Source organism: Paenibacillus oryzisoli (genome assembly GCF_001653565.1).
Classification (GTDB): Bacteria; Bacillota; Bacilli; order Paenibacillales; family NBRC-103111; genus Paenibacillus_E; species Paenibacillus_E oryzisoli.
The window spans coordinates 1-23,183 of sequence record NZ_LYPB01000074.1 but is presented as its reverse complement, the minus strand read 5'-3'; the positions used below and the strand labels follow the sequence as shown (position 1 = coordinate 23,183).

Genomic DNA, 23,183 nt, shown 5'->3' with positions numbered 1-23,183 from the left:
TTATCTTACTAGATACATCATGCAGGACTCTTTCCTAAACCTTACGAAAGTCTTTCGATGCGTTGGCGGGAGGGTGGGGGCGGGTTTTCTGCTGAGGCCTCTAAGGTTGCTGTGAATTCTGGGTGTATGCTGAGGATCCTTAGTACTCACTGATGTGCCGTCGTTGAGGTGTCTGAGGCCGGCTTGTTGATTCTCTAAGGTTGGCTGTCCATGCTTTGAAGTTCGGATGTCGGTTCTCGAAGGTCGGCGTCGATTCTCCGAGTCTCGGTTTTCGATGCTTTGAAGATCGTCTGTGGGCTCTCTAAGGTCGGCTATCGATGCTATGAAGTTCAGTTGTCAGTTCCCTGAGAGTCCCCGCCCCCCGTCGCATCTTAATGGAAAAACTACAGTTATTTTCTCTGATTTCAGCCGATTTTCGTGTTTAACTGGAAAACCTACAGCTAATTCGATGCCATTTACGCTAATGGGCCGAATATGGAGGAATTACCTGTATGAAATCCATCTAATCATCCTTTCGAGGCTCAATCGCCGAAAATAGATGGAGTTTATCCAGTTAATCACCTTCAGCAGCTCGCTACTCACGGCTAAATCCATGCTCCTGTATTATGCTGAGCATTCTTACTACTCGCTGAGGTGTGGTTGAGGTGTCAGAAGTCGGCTGTCAGTTAATCACCTTCAACAGCTCGCTACTCACCGCGAAATCCCCACTCCGGTATTCACAAATCAGCCCTTATCGCTCGCATCCGTGTGGAAAACCTTGCATGTGCATCTCCCACTGGGCTCATACTAATCAGAAAGCGTTCCTCCTAGCGGACGAATGCACGGCTTAGGAGGTGAAGCTATGCGCAAAAGAAGCTGGACGCTCGGTCTGCTGGGCTTAATTCTTGTCTTTTGCTATGTCATGATGCAATTTCTCATAGCCACGATGCATTTGGGCAGGCTCGTCGGGCAGATGGAGCCGCAGAGCGAAGCCGAGGAGCCGTTCAAACACGTCATGCTCATCGCGCAAGAGCTGGACAACCCATTCTGGCGAATGGTGGAGAGGGGCGCGAGCGAAGCTTCAGCGAGCCTTGGTATGAAGATTGATTATCTGGGTCCAATTCGTATCAACCCAGATGAACAAACAAATCTATTGGAGAAGTCAATCGCAGCTAAGCCAGATGCGCTTCTTGTGCAAGGGATCAAGGAGCCGCAGTATGACAGGCTGATTAGCAAAGCGATGGATCAAGGCATTCCCGTAATTACGTTAGATGCGGATGAGCCGGGAAGCCGCAGATTGACCTATGTGGGTACGGATAATCGGGAAGCGGGCAGACGGATGGGAGAGCTGGTGGCTGGAGCCGCAATCGGCAAGGGGCGAATCGGCGTTATTATCGGAAGTGAGCAGGCGGAGAATCAGCAACAGCGTTTAGAGGGATTCCGTGCTGGTATTGCGAACAGGCCCGGATTCGAAATTATAGATATCCGCGCGTCGAATATATCCCGTATTCAAGCTGCTAAGCATACGGAGGCCATGCTGAGGGAACATCCCGCTATACAGACCTTGGTGGGATTCAGCTCCTTGGATGCCGCAGGCATCGTGGAAGGGGCGAAAGCAGCGCATCGGGATGGTATGCTCGTGTTCGGCTTCGATGATATCGCAGCGACAAGGCTGGGGATTAGTCAAGGGACCATCAAGGCTTCTATCGTGCAACAACCTCATGAAATCGGTTCAGTAGCTGTAGAGCTGCTAGCTTCCCATTTCCTAGGATACACGTTGCCGCAACAACATGTTATAGATACCTACATCCTCGACACGACGACGTTAACTCCTGTGAGTGGGAGTTCCCCGTGAACATACGTCGCATGCTGTTTATTGTGCTGCCAGCGTTGTTTATTTTGAATAATGCCGTGGCTTATTTTATCTTTCATAGCGGCAGATCCGTACAAGAGAGCTACAATGTTATGCTCGATCGGGCATTGTTATACAAGCAAATTGCTGGGCAAACGCAGGACAATCTCCGTGCAATGAACGGCTACCTAGTGAACCGAAGCGATGACAGCCGCTTGGCTTTCTTACGGCAGAAGGAGGGGCTTCAGACACTTCAGCAGAAATTAGCTTCGCAGCTGACCCTCCCGACGACTGACCTTACTTTCCGCAGCTTCGCCCATATGGTCGACACCTTCATGACGCAAGAAGCAGGTGTGATCCAGGCAGCAGGCAGCCCTGATGCGTTAGCGTATACAGCTTTTTACGAAAAAGCAGAGCGGACAGCGGCTTTCATACAGGAGGAAGGCTATCAGTTGATTGATCTAGAGCTGAGCTACTATCAGCCACTCTATCGGCAGATTCTGATTCAGACGGAGGGGATGAACCAGTGGGGTGTTGTTATTTTCATCCTCACGACCCTGATCAGTATTGTGCTAGCCTTTCGCATTTCATGGGGCATCTCGAGACCGATTGGGCAGCTGGCTCAGGTGGCGCAGCACATGTCGAATGGTGATCTGCATGCCCCCATCCCTCCATTGCCGGCAGAGCATGAGTTTGGCGTGTTAGCGCGAGCTTTTGGACATATGCAGGAGAACCTCAAAGCGCTGATTGTGAAGGAAACGGAAGGGTTGGAGAAGGATAGGCAGTTGAAAGAAATGGAGCTCGAGGTGTTGCAAAATCAAATGAACCCGCACTTCCTCTTTAATTCCTTGAATGTGCTGTCTAAGCTTGCCCTGTTGGAGGGCGCTGAGCAAACAAGTGATTTGACAGTCACCATGTCGAATTTGCTCCGCTATAATTTGCGAAAGCTGGATCGGCCAGTACGGCTTAGGGATGAAGTGGCGCATGCCAAACAATATTTTACCATTCAGCAGGCAAGGTTTCGTAATCGCATTCAGTTTATAACGGAGATTGATGAGGGCGGACTGGACGTCCCTGTTCCGATGCTGACGCTGCAGCCGATCCTCGAAAATGTGTTCGTGCACGGTATAGAGGGGATGGAAGCAGGAGCTGTTATACAGCTCGCGATTACACAAGGGAACGACGAAACGCTTGTTGAGATATCGGATAATGGCGTGGGAATGAGCGAGGAGATACGTGAAGCGTTGCTTGATGTAGACGGGGAAACTCAGATCTCTCGTGAGGACGGCCAGTCCACAGGTTTAGGAACACGAAATGTGTTCAAGCGTTTAGCATTATTTTATGGTCAAAAGGATCTCGTCCACATTCAGAGTGAACCTGGCCGAGGGACGAAGGTCACGCTGCGGCTGCCTGCCATAGGAAAGGAAGTTGGAGATGTATCGCCTACTGATCGCCGATGATGAAGCGTTAGAGAGAGAAGGCATAGAATGGATCGTCGGCAGGATGATGCCAGATACATTCGAGGTCATTCATGCAGAGAATGGCCGAACTGCGATTCAAAAGGCGGACGAGCACCGCCCCCACATCATCCTGATGGATATCCGTATGCCGGGTATTCAGGGCTTGGAAGCACTAAGGGAAATCAAGGAGGGACATCCTCAGACGAAAATGGTGCTAGTAACCGCCTACGAGCAATTCGAGTATGCCAGAGAGGCTCTTTCCCTAGGGGTTAAGGATTATCTTGTCAAACCAGCCAAAAGGGATGAAATCGTTGAGCTCCTGCAGCGACTAGTTGCCGAAATAGAGCAAGAGGGGCAGAAGCGGGATGGGGAGCTCGCAATGAGAGATAAATATTTCCAACTACTCCCGCTGGCCGAAACGGAAATGGCGCTGGTCATTATGTCCGATCCTGTGAATGAAACGGATGCCGGGTATTTGGCAGATATTCTGGAGCTATCTATTGAACAGGGGTGCGGGCTAGTCCTTGCGCTGCCTGAGCTTAGGTATACCACCGACCAAGAAGTAAGCACTGCTAAGAAGAAAATATACGAAACCGTTAAAACCTTTACGAAAGCCTATCTCAAGAATCGCGTTGGGTGTGTGGTCAGCTCGATGGTGCATTGGCATATGGCTATTTTTCTAGTGGATCGTGCGCAGCTGGATAGCAAAGTGTTGCGGGAAGAAGCTGCTTCCCTGGGAGCGAAGCTCGTAGAACATCTGCAGCAGGTACGCGGCATTGACGTGAATATCGGCTTGGGCTCGATTCGGCTTGAGATGGAGGGGATTCGAACGTCCTACTTTGAAGCGGTATTTGCTGCGACATATGATAAAAAGTGGGGCAACCTGCGGTCCTTCGAGGAGTTGAAAGGACGCCCAGCGGTAGGGCAGCTAAGCTTAGCAGAGCCGCGTACCATCGACAATGCAACGAATCGTACCTATGTGGAGCTTGCCATTCGGCGCATCCGCGAGGAGCGTGAGTACCAGACGTGGACGGTGCTGGATCGGGCGTTGAGTTACATTCATGAGAAACTTCAGGCGGATATCTCGCTTGAGGATGTTGCAGAGCTTGTCCACCTGAATCCTCATTATTTCAGTAAAGTGTTCAAACAGCAAACAGGCGAAACGTTCATCGACTATGTGACACGACTGCGCATCGAGAAGGCCAAGGAGCTCATTGGCGAGGGTCAGCTTAGCCTGAAGGAAGTCTGCTATTTAGTTGGTTATAAGGATCCCAATTATTTCAGCCGCGTGTTCAAAAAGGTGACAGGTGTGACCCCAACGGAATACCGCACGGGGCTTTAAGGCCGAAATAGCTCCTGCTGGCGTTGGTGCAAGGACAATTGGGCTATTACCAGACAAGATTGTGCTAGTCGGAGGCCAGGGAGAGGCGTAGAAGTGGCGTGAGCTTGAGACGAATTATTTTAATGCTGGTATACCACAAATAAGTGCAGGGAAAGGTTCCCCAGCTGTTCAATTGCCCATGCTATAATGAGTCTCGCTTCACACGAAATGTAGGATGAAAGACTCGCATTAAGTTGCGGCAGACGTCAGAAGGGAGCATCATTGTGGGTGTACAAATAGATCATTCAAGTCAGCAGGCAAGCATGAAATTCGTCACGCTAGTCTCTATCGTTGCTGCGCTCGGGGGGCTTCTATTCGGCTTCGATACAGCCGTCGTATCAGGTGCGGTTGGTTTCATGAAAGAGCGCTTTACGCTTAGTGAAGTAGAGGTAGGCTGGGCGGTTTCCAGCTTAATTATTGGGTGCATCGTAGGTGCAGCGTCATCTGGTGTCCTAAGTGATCGTTTCGGTCGGAAAAGGGTGCTCATTGCAGCCGCGCTGCTGTTTATTATCGGTTCTATCGGATCTGCAATCCCGGACACATTTACGGGGTATATTATTGCACGTATCATTGGTGGACTCGGCATTGGGATCACCTCTACGCTGTGCCCGCTGTATAACGCGGAAATAGCGCCTGCGAAATATCGCGGCCGCTTGGTAGCATTGAACCAATTTGCTACAGTGACGGGAATTTTCCTTGTGTATTTTATTAATACCAGCATTGCGAATCATTCCGATGAGGTCTGGAATGTTACGTCAGGCTGGCGTTGGATGTTCGGGTTCGGCGCCTTTCCAGGCCTAGTATTCTTAATTCTACTTTTCTTCGTACCCGAGAGTCCGAGATGGTTGATCAAGCAAGGACGTGCAGCGGAGTCACTTCCGATTCTGCTTCGCATTCATGGGGAAGAACTAGCTAGAAGAGAAGTGGTGGAGATCAAGGAATCTTTTAAACAAGACAATGGGTCCATTCGCCAACTGTTCAGTCCAGCGCTGCGGCTTGCCTTAATCGTCGGTGTGGGCTTGGCCGTTCTGCAGCAAGTAACAGGTATCAATGCGGTGATGTACTATGCGCCTGAGATTTTCAAACAAACCGGCACAGGCACGAATGCTGCGCTGACACAGACAATTTTGGTCGGACTCATTAATTTCCTCTTCACCATTCTTGCCATCTGGCTCATTGATAAAGTGGGTCGGAAAGTGCTGCTGCTAGTCGGTTCCGCTTCGATGACAATCTGCTTAGCGGTGATCGGTATTGCGTTCCACACAGGGCACACATCAGGCAATCTAGTACTTGTCTTTATCTTACTTTATGTAGCTTCCTTCGCGGTGTCCTTAGGGCCTGTTGTTTGGGTGATCATGTCCGAAATTTTCCCGAATCGTATTCGCGGCAAGGCAACAGCCATCGCTTCGATGGCACTGTGGATCGCCGATTATGTGGTCTCACAGACGTTCCCGCCACTCCTTAGCTCTGCAGGTCCAGCGATAACCTTCTGGATATTCGGTATCCTCTCCTTAGTGACGTTCGTCTTCACGATGCGAGTTGTGCCAGAAACGAAGGGCAGATCATTGGAAGAAATCGAGTCCCTATGGTCCGCGAAAAAAGCATAAGAGCATGAACAGAATGGCCGGGGCCCTAACCTCGGCTTTTTGGCTATTTCTTGATTTGAACCCGTCTATGCAGGTAAGATGAAGCTAGGACGACAAAGTAGAGGAGGCATCGTATGATAGCTGATCTTCAATCTGCCCAAGGTGGATATTTGGCTCGTTATGAGCGTCATTGGCAGCAGGATGTGAAAGAAGTCTGGTCATGGTTGACGGAAAATGACAAGCTAACCCAGTGGTTTCCCGAGTTAGAGGTGGGCGAGCTCCGTGAAGGCGGGTTGATGAGGTTCAATATGCCTGATGGGACAGCTGTTCCCATGGATATTCTTGCGTATAGCCAAGATCAGGTGTTGGCTTTTACATGGGATAAGGATCGCGTTCGTTTCGAGCTTCATGCGGAGCCGGATGGTGGATGTCTTCTCGTGTTCAGTGAGTATTTACATCAAATCACGGAGCATACGCCGAGAGATTTGGCTGGGTGGCACGTGTGTTTAGATGTGATTGAGGCGTTGCTTGCGGGTAGAACGATTGCCTCTCGTAAGGAAATGTGGAACGGCTGGTATGTGAAGTATAAGCAGCTGATAGACACATTTCTGACGAATCAGGCGTCATACATATAGGAATATAGGGATAACGGAGGCGAAATCATGAAGGCACTATTCATTGGCGGAACGGGCACCATCAGCTCGGCGATTACGAAACAATTGCTATCCACAGGCTGTGAGCTTTATTTATTGAATCGTGGTACACGCAATGCGGATTTACCAGCAGGTGCGAACATCCTACAAGCGGACATTAATGATGAGGAGCGCGTGGCGAAGCTGATCGAGGACTTATCGTTCGATGTTGTCGCAGATTTTATCGCCTTCGAGCCGTCCCAGCTGGAGCGGGATTATCGACTTTTTCAAGGCAAAACCAAGCAATTCATCTTCATTAGCTCGGCTTCCGCCTATCAGACACCATTATCGGATTACCGGATCACGGAAGGCACGCCATTATCTAACCCCTTATGGGCTTACTCCAGAAATAAAATCGCCTGTGAAGAGTACTTAATGAAACAATACCGGGAGCAAGGCTTCCCGATCACGATTATTCGGCCGAGCCATACGTATGATGAGCGTTCCATCCCGCTTGGTGTGCATGGTACGAAAGGGAGCTGGCAGGTTGCGAAGCGTCTGATGGAGAACAAGCCCGTGATCATTCACGGCGACGGAACGTCTTTGTGGACGATGACGCATAACAGTGATTTTGCCAAAGGATTCATCGGCCTCATGGGTAATCTTCATGCGATCGGGGAATCTGTTCATATCACATCGGATGAGTCATTGACGTGGAATCAGATTTACGAAGCGATAGCAGATGCGCTAGACGTGAAGCTTCACGCAGTGCATGTCGCTTCTGATTTCCTAGATGCTTGCAGTGCACAGGACTACCGTGGCGGCTTGCTTGGGGATAAGGCGAATTCGGTTGTTTTCGACAACACGAAGTTGAAGCGGCTTGTGCCCAGTTTCGTGGCTACAACACGATTCGATCAAGGGATCAAGGGGACAGTCGCCAATATCCTGGCCAATCCCGAACTGCAACGGGAAGATCCAGAATTCGACGTGTGGTGCGACAAGGTCATTGGGGCATTAGAATCTGCGAAGAAAGCGATCCTCGCTTAATCGCGTATATGAAGACAAAGACACTTCATGTGTCTTCGGGCGGTTGACCGCCATGCGTCGGCGCCGCAACGCGCGCCAAGGATCCGCGCGCGTTGGGAGCGTGATTATCCCGCCTAGCGAGAGGGAGATCTGATGTCGACTATGCCAACTCGACGAGAAGGAAGAAATTTGAATGCAGATATCCGACAGGCGCGATGGAAAAGTCTGATTTCGTAGATCCTGTCCGACGAGAAGGAAGAAACGTCCGATCTCAGATACTCCGACCTGCCTTAGCTGAAAAATGTTCGATTCCAGATACTCCAACCCGCTGGGATGGAAAACGTTCGATCCCAGATATCCCATCCCGATTAAATGGAAAATCTACAGTCAATTCCCTTGAATTCTACCGAAATCGACGATTAGGTGGAAAATATGTAGTTAAATCATTAGTTTTCACCGATATCCTCTCAAATACTCCAAGTTAGATGGAAAATTTCCAGTTGATTCACTATTACACGAATTATAGGCGCTATTAGATGGATAAAATACAGGTATTATTGTCTTGTATTGGCATAAGCTGCTCATCTCCCCCTTTTAGCAATCAAGCATGGATAGGAAAGTGGAAGTCGCACTCATGCTCATAGGAATGCCAATTGAACCGCTGCCGCTGGCTGCATAGCAAAAGGGACGTACTTGTCAAAGTACAGTCCCTTTTCTCAAAATATCAGAACTTATAAGTTTTACTTAATAATTATACTGAATTTCTAGATAAATGCTCCTGTCCTTCAAATGACGGTATAGCCGTTTATTTTGTGTACGGGTCTAAACTCGAATATCCAATGTATGCGGAAGCCCACAGGTGACTAGGTCATGACTATTTGGGGAAATGCCGAAGGTGCACTGAGGATTCGCTAAAAAAGGGAAATGGGGTTAAGGCTAGCGGCAATTAACTCGCCATATTTTAAATGAAATCCGTATAATGGATATAACTGAACACGGATTTGAAAGGCGGGTAACGATGTCGAATTTTATTAGAATCGGACTTTTTTCCAAAATCGCACAGGTAACCATACGCACCCTTCGCCATTACGATGAGCGAGGCCTACTCAAGCCTGCTTATATCGACAACGCGACTAGCTATCGGTATTACACGTATGAACAGCTCACTCGCATTCATCATATCGTGGTGCTGAAGGAGACAGGGTTCTCATTAGATGAAATCGCGACGATGATCGATCAAGCACTCACCATGGACGATATGAAGCAGATGATGCACAAGAAGAAAGCGAACCTAGCGAATCAGATCGAGGAAGCGGCACAGCAAATGGCGCGCATTGAGTCTAGGTTGCATCAACTTGAGCGAATGGGTGAGAAGCCTGCTTATGAGGTTGGGATTAAGCAGGTACCAGCGCTCTACATGGCCGGGCTTCGCCGAATCGTACCACGCGTACTAGATATGCCCGTCTACCGCTGTCAAATGTTCGAAGAGCTCGAGGCGGGACTGGGAAGCGGTGTACTAGATAGTCATATGCAGCAAGAGTACATGCTGTATCATATGACGGAATTTATTGAGGAGAATTTCGATATTGAGGCGGGGGTTAGCTTGGATTCATTAGCTCATCTACGTCCAACTGGCCCAATCACACTATATGAAATTCCAGCAGAGCCAATGGTGGCAAGTCTGGTTTACAAAGGGCCTTTCATGGGCGTTGGGGAGGGGATTCTGGCGCTTTTCACATGGCTCGGGGCTAATGGATTTGCACAAACAGGTCCTGTTCGCGAGCTGCACCTATTCGGTAGAGAAAACTATGTTCAGGATTACAATAATGTAGTCGTGGAGCTTCAAGTACCGATATCTCAATAGGCTGATAACTAATTTCTAAATGTCTCTTGACTCTCTCGTTACGGTAGACAATATCGTTAAGGTATTGAAGATGAGAGGGGCATGAGGAATGAGTAAACACGTGCATGTGATTGTGGGAACGGGGCCACTAGGGATGGCGGTCATGAGGGAATTAAAACGGCGTGGGGTCGAGCACATACGCATGGTGAACCGCAGCGGCAGATTGTCAGAGGCGACGGGGATAGAAGTGGCCAAAGGGGACGTTTCCCAACGTACTGAGGCAATTGCGTTGTGCAAGGATGCGGCAGTGGTCTATCACTGCGCCCATCCCGGATATACGAACTGGCCGACGCAATTTCCTGGACTTACCCGAGGGATTATGGCTGGTGCCGCTGCTGCGGGTGCGAAGCTAATCTATGGCGACAATCTGTATATGTATGGCCAAACCAAGCAGCCTTTGACAGAGAAGTTACCCCACCTAGCTACTGGTAAAAAGGGACGTACACGCGCCCAGATGGCGGACGAATTGCTGCATGCGCATCAATCGGGGAAGGTTCGTGTGGCGATTGGCCGCGCCTCGGACTTCTATGGCCCAGGCGTGAAACAGTCATCCCTGGGAGAGCGAGTCTTTGGCTTCGCGTTGAGCGGAAAGCCTGTAAGTCTGCTAGGTAATCTGGATATCCCACATACCTTTACATATATTGATGACTTCGCTAGAGGACTCGTGACCCTTGGTCACGAGGATCGTGCCCTAGGTGAAGTCTGGCATATACCAAGCGCGAAGACGCACACAACGAGGGAGATGCTTGAACTGATTTTCGACGAGCTGGGTGCCACCAGCAAAATTAACACATTATCCCGTGGCATGGTGACGATGATTGGACTTTTTCATCCCATGTTGCGGGAGATCAAAGAAGTCTTCTATGAATTCGAGCATCCATTCATCTTGGATCACAGCAAATTTGAGGCGGCCTTTGGCTCGCAAGCGACGACCCCGCATGAGGAAGCGATTAGGCAAACGGTGCGGTGGTATAAGGAAATGATGAGAGAACAGCGGGCTCAATAGTAGGAGCTAGAGCTATGCCACATTATGTCCTGCAACTGGAGTCAGTGGAAGAGATCAAGCAGTACGTAAGGACGACGCTGCAGATGTAGAAGGGCTAAGTGTTCATGCGCTACTGTTAGTGATGAAAAACATCACTAACGCACCGTAAGAAGCGAGCTGAGCCAGGTTGGAGCACAGTTAGTGATGAAAAACATCACTAACGCACCGTAAGAAGCGAGCTGAGCCAGGTTGGAGCACAGTTAGTGATGAAAAACATCACTAACTCACCGTAACAAGTGAGCTGAGCCAGGTTGGAGCGCTATTAGTGATGAAAAACATCACTAACACACCGTAACAAGCGTGACGAGTCAGGTTGGAGCGCAGTTAGTGATGAAAAACATCACTAACGCACCGTAAGAAGCGAGCTGAGCCAGGTTGGAGCGCAGTTAGTGATGAAAAACATCACTAACTCACCGTAACAAGTGAGCTGAGCCAGGTTGGAGCGCAGTTAGTGATGAAAAACATCACTAACGAACCGTAACAAGCGAGCTGAGCCAGATTGGAGCGCAGTTAGTGATGAAAAACATCACTAACGCACCAGCTCAGCTCAGCGCTCGCCCCACAACAGAGAAAGGCACCCATCCAGGGTGCCTTCCGCATTCTAATACCCGTCCGACCGCTGCCCAGCGGTCTCCGCTAATTCAGCCCCCGCTTGCGCGGCGGCTGAGCCCAAGTGCTCCAGCTCAATCTTCGCTTGAGCGAGTCCCTCAGCCACACGCCGTCCGTAATCCGGATCGGCCTGCTCGAAATAACGGATCATGTTCGCCTGTATCACAGGCTTACAAATCTTCAAAGCATCGACTAAATTCGCGATCAACTCGTCGCGCTCCCAATCCTCGAACTTGCGGTACGTATCGCCCGCCTGCCCATAATCATTCGTGCGGCTGATCTTCTCCCTCACCAAACGATCATTATACAGCGGCTGATGCTCTTTGCCCGAAGGAGCCGCTTCTTTCAGCCCGCCGAGCGAAGAAGGCTCGTAATTGACATGCGGGTTCTGCCCGGCAGCTTTGTCTACCATCAGCGTCATCTGCCCATCCCGCTGGTTCGTCGCGACAGGCGACTTCGGCGCATTGATCGGCAGCTGCAAATAATTAGTCCCTACACGATACCGCTGGGTATCCGAGTAGGAGAAAGTCCGGCCTTGCAGCAGCTTATCGTCCGAGAAATCGAGGCCATCAACGAGTACACCCGTCCCGAAAGCGGCCTGCTCCACCTCCGCAAAATAATTCTCCGGATTGCGATCCAGCACCATTTTGCCTACTTTGCGAAAAGGAATCTTCTCATGATCCCACAACTTTGTCGGATCCAAGGGATCGAAATCGAGCTCAGGGTGCTCGTCATCACTGAGAATCTGTACGCACAGTTCCCACTCCGGATAATCCCCACGCGCAATGGCTTCGTATAGATCCTGCGTGGCATGGCTAATGTTTTTGCCTTGAATCGCCTCGGCTTCAGACTGTTTCAAGTTCTTCATCCCTTGCTTCAGCGGCTCCCAATGATATTTCACAAGCACCGCATCACCGTTCTGGTTTACCCACTTGTATGTATTGACGCCCGACCCTTGCATTTGTCGATAGTTGGCTGGAATGCCCCATGGCGAGAAGAGGAAGGTGATCATATGCGTCGCTTCTGGTGAATTGGAAACGAAATCGAACATTTTCTCCGGGTTCTGGAGGTTCGTAACAGGGTCTGGTCTGAACGCATGCACCATGTCGGGGAATTTTAACGGATCGCGGATGAAAAAGATTTTCAAATTATTGCCGACTAAGTCCCAGTTGCCATCTTCCGTATAAAATTTCGTTGCGAAGCCGCGCGGATCCCGTAACGTTTCTGGCGAGTATGTGCCGTGGACCACTGTCGAAAACCGCACAAAAACAGGGGTACGCTTCCCCTTCTCCTGAAAAAGCTTAGCCCGCGTATACGTAGAGACCGGCTCGTCGCCGACCGTACCATACGCTTCGAAATACCCGTGAGCCCCCGCACCGCGCGCATGCACGACACGCTCTGGAATTCGCTCCCGATCAAAATGGGAGATCTTCTCGATGTAATGGTAATTCTCAAGTGTCGACGGGCCGCGATTGCCAATCGTGCGGATGTTCTGGTTATCCGAGATCGGATGGCCTTGGCGGTTCGTTAAGGTCATATTCGTTTGTTCGTTCTTTCCATTTGGTTCATGGCTCATAGCGCTAACGTATCCTCCCAACTGTAGTTAAAAGTAATATTTGCCATTGAAAAGGGAATTATTCCTAGCAAAGAGCCCTCCCCACTTTCCAAAGAAAGAAGGCAGGACTTAGGCTTCATCACCATATAGGGATTAAAAATCAAAATTATCTGGATCTGGGCCAACACGCAGATTCTGATTCATCGCATTGATCGCTGCCATGTCGTCGGCCGAAAGCTCGAAATCGAAGATCGAACCATTTTCGAGAATGCGGTGCTCTTTCGTAGACTTCGGAATGGTGACGATGCCACGCTCCAAATCCCAGCGCAGAATGACTTGAGCAATGGATTTGCCATGACGTTCAGCGATCCCCTTCAGCGTAGGGTTATCCAGAAGCTGACCCTGCATGAGCGGGGACCAGGCTTCTAACTGGATGCCATGCGTTTTGCAGAAATCATGTAAATCTGTCTGAGCGAGAAGGGGGTGAAGCTCCACTTGGTTAACCATTGGTTTAATCGACGCGGTACCCATCACATCTTCCAAATGATGAATTTGGAAGTTGCTCACACCAATCGCTTTGACACGGCCCTCCTGATAGAGTGTCTCAAGCGCTCGCCATGCCTCTACATATTTGCCTTGAACAGGCCAATGAATAAGGTAAAGATCGAGATAATTCAAGCCTAGCTTCTCCAAGCTTGCTTCGTAGGCTGCAATCGTAGACTCATAGCCTAGATCGGCATTCCACACTTTTGATGTGACGAATAGTTGATCTCTCGTTAAACCCTGCTCCGCCATCCCTTCGCGAATCCCTTGGCCTACGCTGCTTTCATTACCATAAATGGCCGCGGTATCGATACTGCGATAGCCGAGTTGCAGGGCTGCTTTCACGGCTTGCACGACCTCAGGGCCATCCTCTACTTTAAATACACCAAGACCGAGATAGGGCATAGTTACGCCATTGTGAAGTGTAGTTGTGGTTTGTAAGTTGTGTTTCATCTTGTTATTCCTCCTAAAATGGTTGGTTGTAATCGTTCCGTTTGATCTGATTTTTCAAGCTTGCGGCTCCAGAGGGTGAGTAGAACAGCACCGAAAACCATCGCTCCGCCTACCCAGGTGGTATGAATGAGGCCAATGGAGTCGGTAATGATACCACCGAGGAATGCTCCTCCGGCAATGCCTGCGTTGAAAGCTGCAATGTTGAAGGCAGATGCGACATCTTTGGCCTCTGGGGCGAATCGTTCAGCAAGCTGTACGACATAAATTTGCAAGCCAGGTACGTTCATGAACGCGAGTAATCCCATGAAGAAGATGGTGATTAAGCCTGCGGCTTTGTAAGGCGCTGTCCACATGAAGAGAAACAGCACGAGAGACTGTAAAAGAAACATGATCAGCAAGGCTTTGCTTACATTGCGATTCGCGGCGCGGCCTCCAATGATATTGCCAATCGCAATAGCAACCCCATACAGGAGTAATATTAACGCTACTGTATGTTCTGCAAATCCTGTAATCTCATGTAACAGTGGAGATAAATAGGTGAACACCACGAATGTGCCGCCGTAGCCCAAGGCTGTAATGGAGAAGGCGAGCAGCAGTCGCCCATTGGTGACCAGCTTCAGCTGTGTACCGAGCGGTGTCCGAATGCCTTTGCGTAAATCCGAGGACACCAAGATCAGGTTCGCGATGAGTGCCACCACGCCAACTGCGACAATGGCGAAGAACGCTGCCCGCCAGCCCAGCTGCTGGCCGAGGTACGTGCCGATCGGCACACCGGTCACGGTGGCGACGGTAAGGCCCGAGAACATAAGCGCAATCGCGCTGGCTCTGCGGTTCTCGGGAACGAGATCAGCGGCGATGGTTGAGCCGATCGACATGAAGATCCCGTGCGCTAATGACGAGATGACGCGAGCGATCAACAACACGACGATGCCACTTGCCGTGGCAGCCAATAGATTGCCTGCGATAAACACGAGCATGATCCAGAGCAGCAGTGTTTTGCGCGAGACGGTTGAGGTTAGGGAAGTTAAGATGGGGGCTCCTAAGGTAACCCCTAACGCATATAAAGTAACGGTTAAACCTGCGCCCGTGATAGATATATGAAGGTCTTCAGCAATGAGCGGAAGCAGTCCGACACTGATAAACTCGGTTGTGCCAATAGCGAAGGCGCTAACTGCAAGGGCAAGCAGCGCTAGTGTATTTCCTTTGGTTTCTTGTTTCATAGCTATCACTCCAAACTTGAATGTCCCGGCCGGTAAGTGCTATTATCAGACATAATAGTCAGATTGACCAGTACGTACTTTTAAGTACGGTAGGTACTTTTTAGTGCCTATAGCAAAGGATGGAGGGAAATCATTAGATGGCCAAAAAGCTGTACAACATCTCTGTGGAAGCCACGCTTGAAGTAATCGGCGGGAAGTGGAAATGCGTCATTCTCTGCCATTTGACCCATGGTAAACGGAGGACGAGTGACCTTAAGCGACTGATGCCTAGAATTACTCAGAAAATGCTGACACAACAGCTCAGAGAGCTCGAAGACGATGGGATCGTGGAGCGAATCGTATACAATCAAGTGCCGCCTAAAGTGGAATATGCCCTCAGCGAGTATGGGGCGAGCCTGAAACCGATCTTGGATTCGCTCTGCAATTGGGGAGAAACGCATATCATCAAAGAATACGGAGATAAATTCGTTGTTCTAGAGGAAAATGTATTGAATAAACGGGACGAAGAGGTCCTAGTCGACGAACTTAGGGAGAAAGAGGTAGAAATGATATGAATACATCGATTAATCAGAGGGGCGATTCTCAGGTAGCTATCGTCGAGAGCACGGACATTCTCATCAGCAGTGAGCAAGATGCGCTAGACTTAATGGCATCCGTGCAATACTTGACGGGATGCAACAAGTTTATTATTAATCAGTGGAATGTGACCGAGGATTTCTTTGAGCTCAAAACGAAGCTAGCCGGTGACGTTCTCCAGAAATATACGAACTACCAGATAAAGATGGCTGTTATCGGCGAATTCGAGCAATACAACAGCAAAAGCCTCCGCGATTTCATCTACGAATGCAATCATGGCAAGCAATTCTTCTTTGTTGCAGATGAGCAGGCGGCTTTGGATGCTCTGCATGGCGTGAAGTAGGGTGGCAGGGTGCACCTTACTAAAATAACACCACGAAACACAACACAGAAAATAACTCGCAACCCGTAACATCAACAAATTTAGCTACTCAAATAATCTGACCCGACGCACACTTAACCAGCACCAGCACCAGCACCAGCACCAGCACCAGCACCAGCACCAGCACCAGCACCAGCACCAGCACCAGCACCAGCACCAGCACCAGCACCAGCACCAGCACCAGCACCAGCACCAGCACCAGCACCAGCACCAGCACCAGCACCAGCACCAGCACCAGCACCAGCACCAGCACCAGCACCAGCACCAGCACCAGCACCAGCACCAGCACCAGCACCAGCACCAGCACCAGCACCAGCACCAGCACCAGCACCAGCACCAGCACCAGCACCAGCACCAGCACCAGCACCAGCACCAGCACCAGCACCAGCACCAGCACCAGCACCAGCACCAGCACCAGCACCAGCACCAGCACCAGCACCAGCACCAGCACCAGCACCAGCACCAGCACCAGCACCAGCACCAGCACCAGCACCAGCACCAGCACCAGCACCAGCACCAGCACCAGCACCAGCACCAGCACCAGCACCAGCACCAGCACCAGCACCAGCACCAGCACCAGCACCAGCACCAGCACCAGCACCAGCACCAGCACCAGCACCAGCACCAGCACCAGCACCAGCACCAGCACCAGCACCAGCACCAGCACCAGCACCAGCACCAGCACCAGCACCAGCACCAGCACCAGCACCAGCACCAGCACCAGCACCAGCACCAGCACCAGCACCAGCACCAGCACCAGCACCAGCACCAGCACCAGCACCAGCACCAGCACCAGCACCAGCACCAGCACCAGCACCAGCACCAGCACCAGCACCAGCACCAGCACCAGCACCAGCACCAGCACCAGCACCAGCACCAGCACCAGCACCAGCACCAGCACCAGCACCAGCACCAGCACCAGCACCAGCACCAGCACCAGCACCAGCACCAGCACCAGCACCAGCACCAGCACCAGCACCAGCACCAAAATACTCTCGGCCCTCGCGGCCACGAATAACTGGAAAACCTACAGCTAATCTTGATGTTTCATCCCCAAAATACGATTTAACTGGAAATTATGCAGGTAAATTCATGTTTTTAAGCTAGATGCGTGCAAATTGCTGAAATTAGCTGCAGGAAATCCAGTTAAACGTATTTTCGTAGCGGAATCCTCTAATTTAGCTGTACTTTTTCCATCTATTCGTGCAGTGATGTACACAAGTGACGCTAATGGTGGAGGGGTAGATGGTGAGGATGTGCAATGTTGGAGAGGGCAATATGCTTCTGCATCCGAACAACCTCCGCATCTAGTTGATAGCGTGCCTAGCCTACCGGATTGCTCTCCAATAGGGATCTCCCCGTGCACCATTGTCCTAACTTACGAGACGCTTAAGGCTTCTCTGCTGCTTTAGGGACCTCCCCGCGCAACTTTTTATTTCCCGAACTGGCCAGGCCGGACTTTCTTCACTTCAAACATGCTTACATGGGATGAAATGACGTATTCTGGACGTTCCTGCCCTTACTATTGCGGTGGCCTGCAAGATGCTCAGGGCTTTTCTCCCAGTTCTACCACGCTTGCTCGGACTCCCAACGGATGAAATCGACAACCTCTTCGTTCTCTTTGCTCCGTTTGTTGACCATAACGGTCACATCAATAAGCCCTTCCATGCCGTCCAACGGCCCTTCTTGGCTAAAGCGTTCCACAACGTGGTCACTATTTCCAGGTTGTACAATAATGGTTCTCTGTTGAATAAGCACGAGGTTCAGCTCCTTCTTAACTACGAATGAATATGAGAATCATCATCATTCAAAATAGAGGAGACGTCAACACGTGCGTACGCTGTTTATTTAATTTTCTGTATCGAAGCCTTCCGTCATCAGAATCATTTCGTTTACCAGATCATCCCGGTCTACCAGTATTATTTTGGCCTGCCGAGTCATTTCCAACTACGAAATCGTCTACTTACCCTCGACTGCCTCCAGCAACTCTTGCAGCGACATTTCTTCCAAACTACTCACCTTGCGCGGCTCCCCGTCAAAAGAAAGGAACTTCGTAACCGTGTTCGGTACGACGATGTAGTGCATACCCGCGGCTGCCGCAGCGCGAGCACCGTTGGGTGAATCTTCGATGGCAATCGCCTCATTGGGCTCCACACCAAGATCCTTCAGCGCTAGCTCATACAACTCAGGATGAGGCTTCACCAAAGCGACATCTTCAGCTGTGCGAATCGTTTCGAAATACTCACCGATTCCCAGCTGTGCCAGATACTTATCAATCCAAGCTCGTTTAGAGCTGGAGGCTAGTCCTATGCGCAGGCCTAATGCTTTGGCCTCAACCAAGTAATCAAGAATACCGGGACGAATACCTTCCTGGGCCATCATTTTGGTATGTCCCGTGTGGACAAGTTTAACAAGCGTTTCACGATCCAGTGGTATTTTTTTAGTCGTAATCAGATAGTCATAGGGATCGAAAACATGCAGGGAAGTACCGATGCATTGCCCGTACGTATCGATAGTTAGTTCAATATCGTGCTCGAGAGCAATTTCTCGGAAAGCCTCATACCAAGCTGTCTCCGTATCTAGAATCGTCCCGTCAAAATCAAAAATAAGCGCTCGAATCGCCGACATACTTCTACAACTCCTTTTTTCCTGCAATCTCAACGATCGCCTCACTCAAAACAAATTCTAAATAAACGTGGGAAGGGTTTCTAAGAACTTTGTCGAAATCTAGAAGACTAGCCTACAAGACCTAAGTCCTAAACCGCTGTGCTGTAAAACTCTGGAGGTGTTTTTGTTAATCATGTCACAAGCTAATTCACAAGGCAAGCAAACATCTGTAAGGTTTTTTCGATCCCTTTCTTTCAAAATTTCAGCTTGGACAGCCGCCTGCTATATTGTACTTTGCGTGTTGCTTACCTTCGTTTCCTATCAACAGCACAGGCAGCAAATGTCAGATAACTTGATCGCACTTGAAGGGATTTTCCACGCCCCCCTCATGCAGAAAATAGATTACATTGAGAAAGCAAAGACAGAATTAAAGAAAAATAATGAAGCATATAAGTATGACCCTGCTGTTATGAATGTACAGGAGGATATGGACCGTGTCGCTCAAGGGGAATTGGTCGAAAATGCCTACTTATTTTACCCAGAATGGACTACGTTGGATGGAGAGCCAGCTCTTCTGAATTTGTTATCCAATTCGGAGCTATATGTCGATGAGAAACCTGCAAGTCCTTATGCACCCGTTCCTGAGTTGCTCACAGCGCTTAAGGAAGCAGAGATGACAGGTTTTGGGATCACGGGAGTCTACAAAGATACATTAGGAACTTGGGTAAGTGCGGTAAGTACGATTCGAGATCAGAATGGCAAACTTGTTGCTTTCGTTGGATTAGATTTCGATTATGGCGTTTTACAGACACAGATGAACAAATATACGCTCCAATCGATATGGACGGGATTAATCGCAATTGTGATCGGAACTCTTTTCATCGTCTTCATTGTCCGACTGTACCTGCGTCAGATTACGCCATTATTGAAGCTGGCACAGTCGGCAGCGGCAGGGGATTTATCGGATGCATCGCTAGTCAAAAGCAAAAACAGTGATGAATTGGGTGTACTGGGCAATCACTTGAAGGACATGGTCGGAAACCTTCGCGGCCTCATCATTCAGATCGCACAAGCAGCGCAGCAGGTTTCGGCGGCATCTCAATCGCTGCAAACGGGCGCTCAGCAGACAAGCGAATCTACAGCTTCTGTCTCGGAGATGATGGGCCAGCTTGCTTCGCATTCGGAGCAGCAGCGTCAAGGCACAGAGGAAAGCAGTCATGCCATGAACGAGATGGCTGTTGGGATTCAACGCGTAGCGGAATCTGCAGGTCATGCTACTGATATTTCAGGTCACGCACGCGCTCATACGAGCGAAGGCAACGCCCGGATGGGTCAGAACATGCTGCAAATTAAAGAAGCGCTGCGATCTGTCCAGGAGGCTGTACAAGCCATTCAGAGCTTGAAGTCGATGTCCGAGGAAATCGGGGAGATTACAGTCCTCATTACGCATGTGACCAGACAAACGAATCTGCTTGCACTGAATGCCTCCATTGAGGCAGCGAGAGCAGGCGAGCACGGCAAGGGCTTCGTAGTTGTTTCCACGGAAATTCGCAAGCTTGCGGATCAATCTCGACTGGCGACAGAGCGCATTGCTGAGCTCGTAGAGCGTGTCCAACATGAGACGGGAACCGCTGTGATCGCGATGGATCGTGGTCTTGGGGAAGTAGAGGCTATGCAGTCTGTTGCGCAACAGACGGACAGTACATTCAAGGATCTTTCTGGCACGGTACAGGAGGTCGTAGATCAGATGACCGATGTGTCTGCTGTTTCGGAGCAAATGTCAGCAAGCTCAGAGGAAGTACTAGCGGGAATCGTGGAAATTGCAGCATTAACTCGCATGACAACGGAGCTTACTCAAGCTGTTGCGGCGGCATCGGAGCACCAACTAGCGACGATTTCGGAAGTGGCGAGAACAGCTAACGAGTTAAACGGGATGTCGAATGAGTTGCAGTTGGCTGTGGCTCGATTTAAAGTATAAGTATCCAAAATACTTGGAAGAAGTAGGATGCCTCAGGGCATCCTTTTTTTGTACGAAAAACCTTGACATTTTTATTGATAATGATTATCATTTTTAGTTAATAGAGAAAAATTAATTAATCATTCAACCCTATATACATATTGAAAAAAGGGGATGTCCCTCATGGCAATATCGACAAGAATATATACCGAACAGCTGCATGTTTCTTATGATAAATTGAAAATCATCAACGATTTGAGCATTGAGATTCCAACGGGCAAGATCACCGCTTTAGTCGGTGCGAATGGTTCGGGGAAATCAACGATTTTGAAGGCAATGTCACGATTACTAAAACCAACGGAAGGCACCGTATTCTTAGACGGTCATTCCATTCATCATCAATCAACGAAGGAAATTGCGAAGAAATTAGCGATTCTACCGCAATCTCCATCTGCTCCGGAAGGCATTACTGCCGAGGAACTAGTCGGATATGGCCGTTTCCCGCATCAGCGTGGCTTTCAGAAGATGTCTAGTAGCGATCGCGAGATCATCAACTGGGCGTTCGAAGTGACAGGGATGACAGCGTTCAAGGATCGTCCCATCGATCACCTATCAGGCGGTCAACGTCAACGGGTATGGATCGCCATGGCACTAGCGCAGCAGACGGATATGCTGTTCTTGGATGAGCCGACGACGTATTTGGATATGGCGCATCAGCTTGAGGTTCTCTGTTTGTTGAAAGAAATTAACGAGCGACACAATACGACCATCGTCATGGTTGTGCATGATTTGAATCATGCGACGCGTTATGCGGACCATTTGATCGCGATTAAATCAGGCAATGTCGTCTATGAAGGCGCACCGATGGACATTGTAACTCCGCAGATGCTACTCGACGTGTTTGCTATTCATGCAGATGTTATCGTGGATAAACGTGCTGGCGTACCACTCTGTATCCCATATGGCTTGGTATCGGATGATGAAGTTCCGGCAGTTGAGGAACGTAAGGTAGCAGTAACGAGTGCTTAATTAGCGTAAATGAGCCAGAGAAAGAGGTACCCCCGGACTGGGAGGTGCCTCTTCTTTGTGGAAATGATAGGCTTCCCTTGTGTTCAGGGAGGATTTTTGGCACAATATGAACTATATGGTACGCTTCGGCTGCTTAGATGAACTGGACTGCATGTGCTAGTCTTGAAAAGAGGATAACGGAATGAAACTTTCATCCATTTATGGATTAACTTTTGATCAACTGGTCGCATGGCTCGCCGAGAAGGGCTATAAAAAGTCGCGCGCCCTGCAAGTATGGGATTGGCTGTACCGCAAGCGGGTCGCTTCGTTCGCGGAAATGACGGATGTAAAAGAAGATTGCTTGGCCACGTTAAGCGAGCATTATGCTATTCATACTTTGAATGAGCACACGCGGCAGGAGTCAGCGGACGGCACGATGAAATTCCTGTTCAAGCTCTCGGACGGCAATTTGATCGAAACGGTTCTGATGCGTCATAAATTTGGCCTATCTGTCTGTGTGACGACGCAAGTGGGTTGCAACATTGGCTGCAGCTTCTGCGCGAGTGGCTTATTGGCTAAGAGCCGTGATTTGTCCGCCGCGGAAATTGTGGAACAAATTATGAAAGTCCAATTTCATTTGGACGCGATGGGCAAAGCGGAGCGCGTTAGCCATATCGTAGTGATGGGGATCGGCGAGCCGTTCGACAACTTCGTGAATATGGTTGATTTTATCCGTGTCGTGAAGGATCAGAAGGGTCTGGATATTGCGGCACGCCATATTACCGTATCGACTAGCGGTCTCGCTGGTAAGATCAAAGAGTTCGCAGACTCCGACTTGAAAGTGAATCTCGCGATTTCCTTGCATGCGCCAACGAACGAGCTTCGTACACGCATCATGAAAATCAATAAGGCGATACCGATCGAGACGTTGATGGAAGCGATAGAGTACTATTTGGAGAAAACGAACCGTCGTATTACACTTGAGTATATTTTGCTCAAAGACGTGAACGATGGCAGAGAACATGCTCTTCAACTGGCTGAACTGATTGGGCATATCCGCCAACTGGCGAATGTTAACTTGATTCCGTACAACCCGGTGGATGAGCACAGCCAATATCAGCGGAGTGAGCGCGAATCGGTGCGTGCCTTCTATGACACGCTCAAGAAGCAAGGCATCTCTTGCAGCGTGCGATTGGAGCACGGGACGGACATTGATGCCGCGTGTGGACAGCTGCGCAGCAAACAAATCAAGAAGTCCACAGGGGATAGCGTTGTGGCGGGATAATAGAGAGACCTGTGAATGAGGAACATTCACAGGTTTTTTTGTATGGGGCGTGCCCAGAGGCACGCATTATCTAGTTGGTGAAAGTCCAACCAAGGGAGGGGCCAGGCCACCTTTGTAGCTAGGA

Annotated in this window: 19 protein-coding genes and 1 pseudogene; 14 read left to right on the top strand and 6 right to left on the bottom strand. The window is 49.8% G+C overall.

Annotated elements, in window-relative coordinates:
• The first annotated feature begins 841 nt into the window (after window positions 1-841).
• The 8 genes from A8708_RS20245 (at window position 842) to A8708_RS20210 (ending at window position 10,825) form a co-directional block, all read left to right on the top strand.
• Window positions 842-1,834, top strand: a complete 993-nt coding sequence (locus A8708_RS20245; protein ID WP_068666775.1) for a substrate-binding domain-containing protein — start codon at window positions 842-844, stop codon at window positions 1,832-1,834.
• Complete coding sequence (locus A8708_RS20240; protein ID WP_068666773.1) at window positions 1,831-3,291, top strand: sensor histidine kinase; 1,461 nt, start codon at window positions 1,831-1,833, stop codon at window positions 3,289-3,291. The genes A8708_RS20245 and A8708_RS20240 overlap by 4 nt, the downstream gene beginning before the upstream one ends.
• Window positions 3,266-4,633, top strand: a complete 1,368-nt coding sequence (locus tag A8708_RS20235) for a response regulator transcription factor (RefSeq protein WP_068666771.1) — start codon at window positions 3,266-3,268, stop codon at window positions 4,631-4,633. The genes A8708_RS20240 and A8708_RS20235 overlap by 26 nt, the downstream gene beginning before the upstream one ends.
• A 302-nt stretch (window positions 4,634-4,935) precedes the next feature.
• Window positions 4,936-6,279: a sugar porter family MFS transporter gene (locus A8708_RS20230; protein ID WP_082927678.1), complete on the top strand. Its 1,344-nt coding sequence runs from the start codon at window positions 4,936-4,938 to the stop codon at window positions 6,277-6,279.
• Window positions 6,280-6,392: 113 nt separating this feature from the next.
• On the top strand, window positions 6,393-6,893 hold the full coding sequence (locus tag A8708_RS20225; RefSeq protein ID WP_068666769.1) for an SRPBCC family protein: 501 nt from the start codon (window positions 6,393-6,395) through the stop codon (window positions 6,891-6,893).
• Window positions 6,894-6,920: 27 nt separating this feature from the next.
• A complete protein-coding gene (locus tag A8708_RS20220; protein WP_068666767.1) occupies window positions 6,921-7,937 on the top strand; it encodes an SDR family oxidoreductase in 1,017 nt (338 codons plus the stop codon).
• 997 nt (window positions 7,938-8,934) lie between these two features.
• The gene (locus A8708_RS20215; RefSeq protein WP_068666765.1) at window positions 8,935-9,780 is read left to right on the top strand and encodes a MerR family transcriptional regulator; all 846 of its coding nucleotides are present in this window, start codon (window positions 8,935-8,937) and stop codon (window positions 9,778-9,780) included.
• Window positions 9,781-9,868: 88 nt separating this feature from the next.
• Window positions 9,869-10,825: an NAD-dependent epimerase/dehydratase family protein gene (locus A8708_RS20210; protein WP_068666763.1), complete on the top strand. Its 957-nt coding sequence runs from the start codon at window positions 9,869-9,871 to the stop codon at window positions 10,823-10,825.
• A 640-nt stretch (window positions 10,826-11,465) separates the two neighbouring features.
• On the opposite strand, the gene A8708_RS20205 is transcribed toward A8708_RS20210, so the two are convergent.
• The 3 genes from A8708_RS20205 to A8708_RS20195 all read right to left on the bottom strand — a co-directional run bounded on the left by A8708_RS20205 (window position 11,466) and on the right by A8708_RS20195 (window position 15,244).
• Window positions 11,466-13,049, bottom strand: a complete 1,584-nt coding sequence (locus tag A8708_RS20205; RefSeq protein ID WP_068666761.1) for a catalase — start codon at window positions 13,047-13,049, stop codon at window positions 11,466-11,468.
• Between the two features lie 132 nt (window positions 13,050-13,181).
• A complete protein-coding gene (locus A8708_RS20200; RefSeq protein ID WP_068666759.1) occupies window positions 13,182-14,024 on the bottom strand; it encodes an aldo/keto reductase in 843 nt (280 codons plus the stop codon).
• Entirely contained in the window at window positions 14,021-15,244 is a 1,224-nt protein-coding gene (locus A8708_RS20195; RefSeq protein WP_068666757.1) for an MFS transporter, read from the bottom strand. Before A8708_RS20195 ends, A8708_RS20200 begins: the two co-directional genes overlap by 4 nt.
• 137 nt (window positions 15,245-15,381) lie before the next feature.
• On the opposite strand from A8708_RS20195, the gene A8708_RS20190 reads away from it, so the two are divergent.
• Both A8708_RS20190 and A8708_RS20185 read left to right on the top strand, forming a co-directional pair.
• Window positions 15,382-15,798 carry a winged helix-turn-helix transcriptional regulator gene (locus tag A8708_RS20190; protein WP_068666755.1) on the top strand — a complete coding sequence of 139 codons (417 nt, stop codon included), beginning with the start codon at window positions 15,382-15,384 and terminating at the stop codon, window positions 15,796-15,798.
• On the top strand, window positions 15,795-16,163 hold the full coding sequence (locus A8708_RS20185; protein WP_068666753.1) for a DUF4180 domain-containing protein: 369 nt from the start codon (window positions 15,795-15,797) through the stop codon (window positions 16,161-16,163). Before A8708_RS20190 ends, A8708_RS20185 begins: the two co-directional genes overlap by 4 nt.
• An 88-nt stretch (window positions 16,164-16,251) precedes the next feature.
• On the opposite strand, the gene A8708_RS36205 is transcribed toward A8708_RS20185, so the two are convergent.
• Complete coding sequence (locus A8708_RS36205) at window positions 16,252-17,190, bottom strand: hypothetical protein (protein ID WP_157264909.1); 939 nt, start codon at window positions 17,188-17,190, stop codon at window positions 16,252-16,254.
• Between the two features lie 130 nt (window positions 17,191-17,320).
• Between A8708_RS36205 and A8708_RS35545 the strand changes: the two genes are divergently transcribed.
• Entirely contained in the window at window positions 17,321-17,614 is a 294-nt protein-coding gene (locus tag A8708_RS35545) for a hypothetical protein (RefSeq protein WP_157264907.1), read from the top strand.
• Between the two features lie 20 nt (window positions 17,615-17,634).
• On the opposite strand, the pseudogene A8708_RS20165 reads toward A8708_RS35545, so the two are convergent.
• Window positions 17,635-17,960 (bottom strand): annotated as a pseudogene (locus tag A8708_RS20165) (antibiotic biosynthesis monooxygenase).
• A gap of 201 nt (window positions 17,961-18,161) precedes the next feature.
• Window positions 18,162-18,830, bottom strand: a complete 669-nt coding sequence (locus A8708_RS20160) for an HAD family hydrolase (protein WP_068666751.1) — start codon at window positions 18,828-18,830, stop codon at window positions 18,162-18,164.
• Between the two features lie 172 nt (window positions 18,831-19,002).
• Between A8708_RS20160 and A8708_RS20155 the strand changes: the two genes are divergently transcribed.
• The 3 genes from A8708_RS20155 to rlmN all read left to right on the top strand — a co-directional run bounded on the left by A8708_RS20155 (window position 19,003) and on the right by rlmN (window position 23,059).
• Window positions 19,003-20,787, top strand: a complete 1,785-nt coding sequence (locus A8708_RS20155) for a methyl-accepting chemotaxis protein (RefSeq protein ID WP_068666749.1) — start codon at window positions 19,003-19,005, stop codon at window positions 20,785-20,787.
• A gap of 162 nt (window positions 20,788-20,949) precedes the next feature.
• Window positions 20,950-21,795 carry an ABC transporter ATP-binding protein gene (locus A8708_RS20150; RefSeq protein ID WP_068666747.1) on the top strand — a complete coding sequence of 282 codons (846 nt, stop codon included), beginning with the start codon at window positions 20,950-20,952 and terminating at the stop codon, window positions 21,793-21,795.
• 181 nt (window positions 21,796-21,976) lie between these two features.
• Complete coding sequence (rlmN, locus tag A8708_RS20145) at window positions 21,977-23,059, top strand: dual-specificity RNA methyltransferase RlmN (protein WP_068666745.1); 1,083 nt, start codon at window positions 21,977-21,979, stop codon at window positions 23,057-23,059.
• Window positions 23,060-23,183 lie beyond the last annotated feature (124 nt).